The 10977-nt window shown below is 50.1% G+C and carries 10 protein-coding genes and 1 pseudogene; 8 read left to right on the top strand and 3 right to left on the bottom strand.

From position 1 onward, the window contains the following. The 3 genes from AQR02_RS34195 to AQR02_RS13090 form a co-directional block, all read left to right on the top strand. Positions 1–273 (top strand): ATP-binding cassette domain-containing protein (locus tag AQR02_RS34195; protein ID WP_245237397.1); only part of this gene is annotated, 273 nt, incomplete at its 5' end. A 76-nt stretch (positions 274–349) separates the two neighbouring features. Next, a complete protein-coding gene (locus AQR02_RS13095) occupies positions 350–1405 on the top strand; it encodes a ThiF family adenylyltransferase (RefSeq protein ID WP_054940876.1) in 1056 nt (351 codons plus the stop codon). Between the two features lie 127 nt (positions 1406–1532). Next, positions 1533–2282 carry a response regulator transcription factor gene (locus tag AQR02_RS13090; protein WP_054940875.1) on the top strand — a complete coding sequence of 250 codons (750 nt, stop codon included), beginning with the start codon at positions 1533–1535 and terminating at the stop codon, positions 2280–2282. Positions 2283–2303: 21 nt separating this feature from the next. Here AQR02_RS13090 and AQR02_RS13085 read toward each other — a convergent pair whose 3' ends face one another. Together AQR02_RS13085 and AQR02_RS13080 are read right to left on the bottom strand one after the other, a co-directional pair. Beyond that, positions 2304–2810: a C40 family peptidase gene (locus AQR02_RS13085; protein WP_054940874.1), complete on the bottom strand. Its 507-nt coding sequence runs from the start codon at positions 2808–2810 to the stop codon at positions 2304–2306. Positions 2811–3089: 279 nt separating this feature from the next. Continuing rightward, complete coding sequence (locus AQR02_RS13080) at positions 3090–3731, bottom strand: thiamine diphosphokinase (protein WP_054940873.1); 642 nt, start codon at positions 3729–3731, stop codon at positions 3090–3092. A 171-nt stretch (positions 3732–3902) separates the two neighbouring features. Between AQR02_RS13080 and AQR02_RS13075 the strand changes: the two genes are divergently transcribed. Further along, positions 3903–4367, top strand: coding sequence for a low molecular weight protein-tyrosine-phosphatase (locus AQR02_RS13075; RefSeq protein ID WP_054942095.1), 465 nt, complete (start codon positions 3903–3905; stop codon positions 4365–4367). A 142-nt stretch (positions 4368–4509) separates the two neighbouring features. On the opposite strand, the pseudogene AQR02_RS13070 reads toward AQR02_RS13075, so the two are convergent. Continuing rightward, positions 4510–5241, bottom strand: a pseudogene (locus AQR02_RS13070) (alpha/beta hydrolase). 265 nt (positions 5242–5506) lie between these two features. Between AQR02_RS13070 and pdhA the strand changes: the two are divergent. From pdhA to lpdA, 4 genes are all read left to right on the top strand, one after another. Continuing rightward, positions 5507–6574, top strand: coding sequence for a pyruvate dehydrogenase (acetyl-transferring) E1 component subunit alpha (gene pdhA, locus AQR02_RS13065; protein WP_054940872.1), 1068 nt, complete (start codon positions 5507–5509; stop codon positions 6572–6574). Between the two features lie 15 nt (positions 6575–6589). Beyond that, positions 6590–7567, top strand: coding sequence for an alpha-ketoacid dehydrogenase subunit beta (locus AQR02_RS13060; protein ID WP_054940871.1), 978 nt, complete (start codon positions 6590–6592; stop codon positions 7565–7567). 210 nt (positions 7568–7777) lie between these two features. Beyond that, on the top strand, positions 7778–9448 hold the full coding sequence (locus AQR02_RS13055; protein ID WP_054940870.1) for a 2-oxo acid dehydrogenase subunit E2: 1671 nt from the start codon (positions 7778–7780) through the stop codon (positions 9446–9448). A gap of 3 nt (positions 9449–9451) precedes the next feature. After that, positions 9452–10864, top strand: coding sequence for a dihydrolipoyl dehydrogenase (gene lpdA, locus AQR02_RS13050; protein WP_054940869.1), 1413 nt, complete (start codon positions 9452–9454; stop codon positions 10862–10864). Positions 10865–10977 lie beyond the last annotated feature (113 nt).

Here is a 10977-nt window from a genome sequence, read left to right as displayed (position 1 = left end):
AACGAGCATATTACCCGTCCGCTGAGCATGCTGAGCGGGGGAGAGCAGGCTAAGGTGCGTCTTTGCAAGCTGATGATGCGGGAGAGCAACTGGGTTCTGTTTGATGAACCTACGAACCACCTGGACATCGTTGCCAAGGCAGAGCTGAAGCGGGCATTGCAGGAGTATAAAGGCACGATTCTGCTTGTCTCTCATGAACCTGATTTCTACGAGGATTGGGTCACGAAGATTTGGGATGTTGAGCAGTGGTCAGCACAGGTACAGACGGTATAGTTTAAGTTAAAATCCGGGGATGGGCAGTGGACCAGCTGCTGTTTCCCGGCTTTTCAATATGGGGGGACTGTCAGGAATGAGCCATAGTGAAGATATTAATAGTTCAGGTAGAGATGGCCGCTACTCGCTCCAGGTACGCTTTGCACCGTTTGGGGCAGAGGGGCAGGCGGGCCTCGCCCGTTCAAGTGTGTTAATTATCGGTGCAGGTGCGCTCGGTACCGGCATTGCTGAGACGCTCGCCCGCTGTGGTGTCGGAAGACTGATTCTTGCCGACCGGGACTATGTGGAGTGGAGTAATCTACAGCGGCAGCAGCTGTATACTGAAGCAGATGCCAGCAGCAGGATGCCTAAGGCTGCGGCTGCAAAAGCTAGGCTGGAGCAGATTAATTCCGGGATTGTGATTGAGGCCCATGTGCTGGATGTTCGAGCGGAAGAGCTGGAAGGTCTGCTGCCCGGAGTGGACCTCATCATGGACGGTACAGATAACTTTGATACACGGCTGATAATTAATGACATGGCTCAGAAACACGGGATTCCCTGGATTTATGGAGCATGTGTAGGCAGCTACGGGATAACCTACACGATTCTGCCGGGAGAGACGCCTTGCCTGAACTGTCTGCTGGGAACGGTTCCGCTGGGCGGAGATACCTGTGACACTGCAGGCATTCTGCCGCAGGCGGTGCAGCTAGTTACGGCTAACGGAACTGCTGAAGCGCTCAAATTGCTTGGGGGGCGGCAGAGCCAGCTGCGGGACAAGCTGCTGAGCTTTGATGTGTGGCGCAATGAGCACCAGGAGATTGGGGTGAAGGCGGCGAAGAAGGCGGATTGCCCGTCCTGTGGCAGCCATGCGATTTATCCTTACCTGACCGCGGCCAATACGGAACGCAGTGATGTGCTGTGCGGCAGGGATACTGTACAAATCCGGCCGGCCCACCGCCAAAAGCTGGATTTGCAGGAGACGGCTGCCCGGCTCTCCAGGCTGGGGAGCGGAAGGGTGGAGAGTAATCCTTATCTCGTTTCCTTTACGGAGGAACCTTACCGTCTGGTTATTTTTGCCGACGGGCGGGCTCTGATTCATGGAACCAATGATATAGCAGCCGCCCGCAGCGTATATCACCGATATTTTGGCTAATGTAGTAGAACTTAATGTGAAGACCATTCCCATAGGGAATGGTCTCTTTGCTTTGGGGGAATTCTAAGCTTGATCTGCGGCAGGTATTCTGCTGCAAGGCTGAAAATGATGCGGGGAGGGGAGATCCATGAACGAAATTATCGCCTGGTACATATCTGGGACTGCCCGTGAAGCCGGTGAAACGCAGGAATGCATCCGCAACAGGGAAAAGGTACATTTGCGGATTGAAGAAGCTCTCGGCAGGCTGGGGCTGCAGACGGCAATAAGCGAAGATCTCGAGGATCTTCGCTTATTATTAGCCAGAGTTCATCCCGCTCTGCTTCTGGCGGAGCTGAAAAATGCCGGGGAATGGGCCGGTTGGAGCATCGTTTCGGAGTTCCGGGCACAGGGGACCTTTTTGCCGGTGATGGTTATTGCAAGTGAAGGTGCTGGCGAAGATGCCGTTGCGGTATTTGAAGCGGGTGGAAACGAATATATAAAGCAGCCGCTGCACACAGGTGAGTTCAGATGCAGAGTAATGAACCTGCTCTGGCTTACGGGACGACGGCGCGGCCTTGAATCCCTGCTTAAGGTCGATGGCCTACTGCTCGACTCCAGCCGCCGGCTGGTCAGCCGGGATGGAATCGAGCTCATGCTGACCCCCAAAGAATTTGATCTGCTCTATTATCTCGCTCTGCATCAAGGGGAAATTTGTCCCCGGGACGAAATCTTAAGGCAGGTGTGGGGGTATCACTTTCCTGCGGACACCAATGTGGTAGATGTCTATATCAGACATATCCGCATGAAGGTTGACAAAGGCCATCGCAATAAGCTGATTCATACGGTGCGCGGAACCGGATATATAATGAGGGCGCCCGAAGGCGGCCCTACTGGCTGATTGCCATATATCTGCGAAGTTCTACAGTACGCGGCGTGCTTTCAGATAGGTTCTTTTCCAGTTGCCGGAATTCAGGCTGGATACTGTAACGCCTGGTGAACCGTATGTGTGGAGAATTTTGCCGTTGCCGGCGTACACCGCGACATGGGTCACGTTTTTACCGTTAGCTCTGCTGCCGCTGGAGAAGAAGACCAGATCGCCAACACGGAGATTCGCTTTGGATACGGCCTTTCCGACTTTTGACTGAGCGACAGAAGTGCGCGGCAGGTTTACGCCATATTTGGCAAAGATATATTTAGTAAAAGAGGAGCAGTCAAAATATCTTGTAGTAGAAGTAGATGCGCCGAACTGATAACGCACACCCAAGTATTTTTTGCCTAAGTTTACAATGCTTTGTCCAGTAGAGGACGATACAGATGCGGCAGCAACGGGTGCTGTACCGGCTCCTGTAGCCATCAGAGTACTCAGGCCAATTGTAGTGCTTATCCCCACGATAATCGCTTTTTTGAACCATTGGTGCTTATTCATGTTGTAGTACCTCCCAGGTTTGTATCTATCTTGTATTCTTCTTTCTCTGTTTCGTAGTATATCAGTTTAATCACCGCCTATATTTTCCCATAACTGTCTTGAATTCATGCTGGGCGCGGGTTGGAAGCGTTTTATTAAAAAATCATTAAAAGTTACAAAAAATTAATATTTAGCTTTCTGATGGACGCAAAAAAACCGGGAACTCCTTTACTGGCAAGGGATTCCCGGTTTTTAGATTTTGAAACAAAGGTTACAACGATGTCTCCGGATTTTTATGTATTAATCCCTGCTTTGGATGATCAGCAGCAGTCCGCTTTGGATAGTAACCGTGCCTGATTCCCCGATCAGCCGGTTGCTGACCGCCAGGGATTGGCCCATTTTCAGCGTGGCATTCTCCAAAGGATATTGAAAGCCCTGCAGGGTGATTCCTGTGACTTCCGGTGTCAGGGGGAGCAGGGAGACATAGGTGAATCCGCGTTCCTGAACAAGAGCCTGCGACCCGGTAAGGGTGATATAATTATGTGAATCCATCACAGAACAGCTCACCTGCCGCTGCATTGCTCTCGTCATCATCTGGATGCCGGCCAGAGTGTGGTCCATTCGTGTGCCTGTTACACCCATCAGCAGGATGGATTCAGGCTGGGTGCCCAGTGCCAGGTCAAGCGCCATTTCACTGTCGGTCAAATCCTTGTCGACCGGGTCGCAGGTAATTGTTTGTTTACTTCCTGCTTGAATCTGTTCCAGTGCTTCCGGGCTGACGGAATCAAAGTCACCGACAGCAATATCCGGTGTAAAGCCATGGGAGACAAGGAACAAAGCTCCGCGGTCAGCTCCGATTATAAAATCATCTTCGTCTATTTGGTGCAGCAAGTCCTCGGATAGCGCACCGCCGGCGAATATAACGACTCGTTTGGATGGCAAAACAATCCCCCTCCTTCTTCTTATGTATAGTTTGTCATCCTGAACAAGTATAATGCAGATCGAAAAGTTGTACAATTGGACCAGGCAGCGGTAAAATGTATAGAGCGGGTTTCTTCTATATAGAAGCCGCACAGTTTAGATGGCCAAAAAGATCTCCGGGAGGTGAGAGAAATCGTAAATGTGTTATTCGTATGTCTGGGCAATATCTGCCGTTCACCTATGGCTGAGGCAGTTCTCCGCAGCAAAATCGCAGAACGCCATCTGTCAGAGCTTATCGGTGTAGATTCAGCAGGAACAGGGGATTGGCATATTGGTAAAGTGCCGCATGAAGGGACCCGGCGTATTCTCGACCAGAAGGGGATTAGCTATGAGAATATGACAGCACGTCTGGTGAGCAGCGGTGATTTTGAGAAGTTTCAATATATCGTCTGCATGGACAACTCTAACGGCGTTAATGTCCGCAAGCTTCCCGGCGGAGATAAGGCAGAGCTGCTGTTTTTCATGGATTTGCTGCCGGACGAAGAAGTGCGTGAGGTACCGGATCCTTATTTTACAGGTAATTTTGAGCAGGTCTATGACCTTATCAATGCGGGCTGCGATGTTTTGCTGGAGCGGATTATTGCAGAAAAGCTCTAGTTCACAGAAATCCGGGCTTAACCGGCTGCCATCCTAAAAAAGAGGACGGGCACCGTGTGCCCGCCGCAAAATGGAAGCGCAAACAAGCTATGGACGTACATACTCTGGCATAATGTTCACGTTTTCGCCTTTTTATGCTGTTTCATGGGGTAAAGAAATAGAGTAATGATTCTGGGAGTTCTTTTTGCCAAAATCCCCAAAGATGCTTGCCGTCTTTTTCACGGTAGGAGACCGTTGCACCGCGGGATTCAAGCAGGGCTTTGTGTCCCGGTTCATCTGGACGAAATCGTATACTCCGGTATCCGTCTGATAATCTGTCTCCTGCAGTCCTACTACCATATTAATGTCCAGCCAGGAGAGATTCTCTTCCAGGGCGATGAGGTCGCGGGACTCCGGATAATAGGCGCCTGAAAGGCTCAGGACGCGGTTGAACAGGCGGGGGTAGGCAAGGGCCAGGTGCAGCGAAACGCTCCCTCCCAGGGAGTCGCCGGCAATAATCCGTTCATCCGGGGTACGGCGGACCGGATAATTATGTTCAACGAAGGGAATAATCTCTTCGGCAAAGCAGGCAAGGTATTGTCTGAACCGGCTGCCAAAGGGAGCGTACTCTTGTGTCCGGACGGCGACATTCACTTCAACGCCTACGATGATGAACGGCTCAATGTCTTCCTCTATAATGAGCTGCCCGGCGAGGGTGGCGATCCGGCCGAAATTGAAGAATTCCTCTCCATCCTGGCAATAGATAACAGGATAGCTGAGTACTTCATTATAGCCTGGGGGGAAGATAAATACGGAGCTTGCGTTCTTCCTGCAGATGCTCGCTCCAAAGGGTTTGTTTAACGATTGTACGTTTCAGAAAAACAGGTTCGCTCATCACTAAATCGTCACCTTTCTTGTCGAATTTTGCATTAACCGTGTGCTTGCGTTAAAATTACCCAAGCGGTAAGTGTGCCAAAAATCATTTACCTGCTTAAAAAAAGCAAATCTGTTATAGGAAAAATGATTACCTGTTATACATACATAATTTATGGAAACATAAATTTTATGCGTATTTCTTTGACGAAACAGATAAAACAGGTGTATAATAATTCTATAACAGAGACCACTGATATTCAAATTTTTTTATTGAGGTGAAGATGATGACTAGAGTTCCTTATGAAGTGTATACAGAGGACGTGGAGGCCCTTACGGTGCTTTCTCCGGATGGAGAAGTTATCAACAAGGACATGATGCCTGCACTTACCGATGATCAACTGAAAGAAATTATGTACCGTATGGTATTTACCCGTACATGGGATGACCGTGCTGTCAATCTTGGCCGTCAAGGCCGCCTTGGTTTCTATGCGCCGGTATCCGGCCAGGAAGCAACCATGATCGGCAGTGAGTTCGCGCTTCAGAAAGAAGACTTCGTGTGCCCGGGCTACCGTGATATTCCACAGCTGGTATGGCACGGACTTCCATTATATCAGGCTTTCCTTTATTCCCGCGGGCACCAGCACGGCGGTCAGATTCCGGATGGTGTTAATGTATTAATGCCACAAATCATCATCGGTGCGCAAATTCTGCATGCTACCGGGATCGCAATGGGCTTCAAACTGAAGAAGCAACAGAATGTTGCAATTACTTATACAGGTGACGGCGGTTCTTCCGAAGGCGACTTCTATGAAGGCCTGAACTTTGCCGGACGCTTCAAATTGCCGGTTATCTTCTTTGTACAGAACAACGGCTATGCGATTACGACTCCGTTCGCTAAGCAGACGGCTTCCAAATCCATTGCCCACAAAGCAGTAGCAGCCGGTATCCCAGGTATCAAAGTTGACGGCATGGATGTCTTCGCAGTTATTGCAGCAGTGCAGGAAGCTGCAGAGCGTGCACGCAAAGGCGAAGGAGCTACGCTGATTGAAGCTGTAACTTACCGTTTCCGTCCGCATTCCCTGTCTGATGACGCCAGCAAATACCGTTCCAAGGATGAAGAAGGCCAGTGGAACGAGAAGGATCCTATCGCCCGTCTTGCCAAGTATTTGGAGAAGAAAGGCCTATGGACCGAAGAAGACACGCTGCGCGTAAGAGAAGAAGCGAAAGCGACTGTAAACGAGCAGATCAAAAAAGCAGAGCAAACCGAAAAAATGACCGTTTCAGGCTTGATCGACAGCATGTTCGAGGTAACTCCGAAACATCTGGAAGAGCAAAAAGCCGATTTTGAATAAGGGGGATATCAGGCAATGGCACAAATGAATATGAAAGAAGCAATCCGTGACGCAATGCGCGTTGAACTGAATCGTGACCCTAATGTTATGATCTTTGGAGAAGACGTTGGTAATGTAGGCGGCGTTTTCCGTGTAACAGAAGGGCTGCAAAAAGAATTTGGCGAAGACCGTGTGTTCGATACACCGCTTGCCGAGTCCGCAATCGGCGGTCTGGCATTTGGTCTTGGGGTACAGGGCTTCCGTCCAATCGCTGAAATCCAGTTTGTCGGCTTCATTTTTGAAGCTCTCGATCAGATCGTTATTCAGGCTGCACGCCTGCGCTACCGTTCCGGCGGCAAATATAATGCTCCAGTCGTGTTCCGTACTCCTTTTGGCGGCGGTGTTAAGGCTGCTGAGCTTCACACTGATTCTCTTGAAGGCCTGATTGCCCAAAGCCCGGGGATCAAAGTCGTTATTCCTTCTAACCCGTATGATGCCAAGGGACTGATGATCGCTTCGATCCGCGACAATGACCCTGTATTCTTCATGGAGCACTTGAACCTGTACCATGCGTTCCGCGCAGAAGTACCGGAAGGTGAATATACCGTCGAGCTGGGCAAAGCAAATGTTGTCCGCGAAGGTTCGGATGTAACTATTATCTCTTACGGTCTGATGGTACATACTGCCACCAAAGCCGCTGATCAGCTTGAGAAGGAAGGCATCAAGGCTGAAATCATCGATCTGCGCACAGTTAGCCCGATTGATATTGATACCATTGTTGCTTCTGTGAAGAAGACCAATCGTGCCATTGTAGTTCAAGAAGCACAAAAGAGCTCCGGCGTTGCTGCCGAAGTCATCGCACAAATCAATGAAAAAGCAATTCTGCATCTTGAAGCGCCTGTTCTTCGTGTAGCAGGTCCGGATACCATCTATCCATTCGCGCAAATCGAGGATACCTGGATTCCTACACCGGCACGCGTTATTGCAGCTGTGAAGAAAGTAATGGAATTCTAAATAAGTTTCAAGCTGCCGTCCTTATTTAAGGGCGGCACCCGTTTCTGCAATACATTTAAGATATTTACTAGGCGGATGCTTTCGAAGCTAGTTTGCGAAGTGATTCGAAGAAGTAGACGCTAACAAAACTTAAGCATATGCTTTCGAAGCAAGTTTTGCGGAGTGAGTACAAGAAGCTTATGCTAACAAAACTTTTAGGAGGTTATCAAGGTGGCAAAATTTGAGTACCGGTTCCCTGAGCTGGGCGAAGGTTTGCATGAGGGCGAAATTATCAAAATGCATATCAAAGCCGGCGATAAAGTAACCGATGACGATATCGTAATGGAAGTGCAGAATGACAAGGCAGTAGTAGAGGTTCCTTGCCCGGTCAACGGCACAGTGCTTGAAGTCTTCACTAAAGACGGTCAAGTCTGCCGCGTAGGCGATGTTGTGGCCATTATCGATGCAGAAGGCGATGTTCCTGAGCAGGAAGCAAGCCATGCAGAACCCCAGGCCACTCAAGAGGCAGATGCCGCTAAAGGCGGAGCGGATACTACTTCTTCTCCTGCAACAAGCAGTCCGGCAACCGGTGGCGCTGTGAACTTTGAATACCGTTTCCCTGAATTGGGTGAAGGTCTGCACGAAGGCGAAATTATTAAAATGCATATCAAAGTCGGCGATAAAGTAACTGACGACGATATCGTAATGGAAGTGCAGAATGACAAGGCAGTAGTAGAGGTTCCTTGCCCGGTCAACGGTACTGTGCTTGAAGTGCGTGTGAAAGACGGACAGGTATGCCGCGTAGGCGAAGTTGTTGCAATTATTGCTGCTGAAGGCGAAGTTCCACAGCAGGAAGGCGGCCACGCTGAAGCTCCTGCAGCCCAGGAAGCTGCACCGGCACCAGCTGCTGCACAGGCTGCTGCTCCAGCGCCTAACCGTGACATTCTGGCTACACCGAGTGTACGCAAATTCGCCCGTGACCAAAGCGTTGACATCTCCAAAGTGAACGGCTCCGGCAAGAACGGCAAGATCACTCACGAAGATGTTGAAGCCTTCCTGAAGGGCGGCTCCGCAGCACCTGCGGCGGCACCAGCAGCGGCAGCACCTGCAGCATCTGCGGCAGCAGCTACTGCTCCAGCGGCAGCAGCAGCGCCTGCAGCAAAAGCAGCAGCTCCAGCTGCAGCATCCGGTAATGTAAGCCTGGAAGAAGAACGCGTACCATTCAAGGGTATCCGTAAAGCTATCGCTAACGCTATGGTTAAATCGGCTTACACTGCACCGCATGTTACGATCATGGACGAAGTGGATGTTACCGAGCTGGTAGCCTTCCGTGCCCGCATGAAGCCTGTTGCAGAGAAGAAAGGCGTGAAGGTTACTTACCTTCCGTTCATCGTCAAAGCACTGGTTGCAGCTTCCCGTCAATTCCCTGCGCTTAATGCAATGATTGACGAATCCACTAACGAAATTGTCTACAAGAAATACTACAACATCGGAATCGCGACAGATACAGACAACGGCCTGATTGTTCCGGTAATCAAGGATGCTGACCGTAAGAGCATCTGGATGATTGCAAGTGCCATCACTGATCTGGCTGTTCGCGGACGCGACGGCAAACTGGCTCCTAATGAAATGAAAGGCAGCACGATCTCCATCAGCAACATCGGCTCCGCAGGCGGTATGTTCTTCACTCCGATCATCAACTTCCCTGAAGTTGCCATTCTGGGTACCGGACGTATCACTGAGAAGCCGGTTGTTAAGAACGGTGAAATCGTAGCAGCTCCTGTAATGGCCCTGTCCTTGAGCTTTGACCACCGGATTATCGATGGTGCGACAGCACAGAACTTCATGAATTACATTAAGACCCTGCTTGCAAATCCTGATATGTTAGTTATGGAGGTGTAATAAATGGTAGTCGGAGACGCTTCAATCGAAATCGACACATTGGTAATTGGTGCAGGTCCCGGCGGGTATGTGGCGGCAATTCGTGCCGCCCAGCTCGGCCAGAAGGTACTGATCGTGGATAAATCGGAGCTCGGCGGTGTCTGCCTGAACCGCGGATGTATTCCGTCCAAAGCCCTGATCTCTGCAGCCCATCAATATGAAGCTGCACAGCACGGCGAAGTTTTCGGTGTAACTGCTGAGAACGTAAAGGTAGACTGGTCCAAAACTATGGAATTCAAAAACGGTGTCGTGAAAAGAATGACTACCGGTGTTACCAGCCTGATGAAGGGTAACAAAATCGAAGTATTCAGCGGAGAAGCCATGTTCATCAGCACAAACGAAGCCCGTTTGTTCAATGAGCATGAATCCCCGCGCTACAAATTCAATAACTGCATCATCGCGACAGGTTCCCGTCCGATTGAACTGAAGCCTTTCCCGTTCGGCGGACGTATCCTGTCCTCGACAGAAGCTTTGGATCTGCCTGAGATCCCTAAGAGCATGATCGTTATCGGCGGCGGCTACATCGGTGCCGAGCTTGGCCAGATGTACTCCAAATTCGGTACTAAAGTAACGATTATTGAAGGCCTGGATACTGTACTGCCAGGCTTCGATAAAGATATGACTCGTCTGGTTGCCAAGAACATGGCGAAGACAGGCATTGAGATCGTAACGAATGCCAAAGCGGAAAGCGCTGTTCAGAACGATAAGGAAGTAACCGTGAAGTACTCCGTGGGCGGCGAGTCCAAAGAGATTACAGCGGATTACCTGCTCGTTACTGTAGGACGCCGTCCAAACACAGATGGCGAACTGGGTCTTGATCTGATCGGTGTCGAGCTTGACGAACGCGGTCTGATCAAAGTTGACCACCAAGGCCGCACTAATATTCCTAACATCTATGCTATCGGCGACATCGTTCCAGGGCTGGCCCTGGCACACAAAGCTTCCTATGAAGGCAAGATCGCTGCAGAAGCGATTTCCGGCCACAAATCAGTTGTCGACTATAAAGTCATTCCGGCGGTTGTATTTACCGATCCTGAGTGCTCCAGCGTAGGTCTCACTGAAAAAGAAGCTAAAGACAAGGGCTACAAAGTAAAAGCCGGCAAATTCCCGTTCGCGGGCAATGGCCGTGCGGTTTCCTTGAACGCTCCGGAAGGCTTCATCAAGATTGTGGCTAACAGCGAGAACAACCTCGTACTGGGTGCACAAATCGTGGGTATTGAAGCATCCAACCTGATTGCTGAGCTGGGTCTGGCGATTGAAATGGGGGCTACGCTCGAAGACATCGCTTTGACAATCCACGCGCATCCTACCCTTGGCGAAATTGTCATGGAAGCGGCTGAGCTGGTAGAAGGCCACCCAATCCACGTTGTGAAATAATAAATTACCGTCTGCTTACGCGACACATCATAGAAGGGACTTCCTATGTCATAATAATGGCGGAGGGAGTCCTTTTTTTTGAGACTAAATCTGGCAAGTGAAATGATCGGGTA

The sequence above is a fragment of the Paenibacillus ihuae genome, from assembly GCF_001368795.1.
Lineage (GTDB): Bacteria > Bacillota > Bacilli > Paenibacillales > Paenibacillaceae > Paenibacillus_AQ > Paenibacillus_AQ ihuae.
This window is presented reverse-complemented; position numbering and strand designations above follow the sequence as displayed.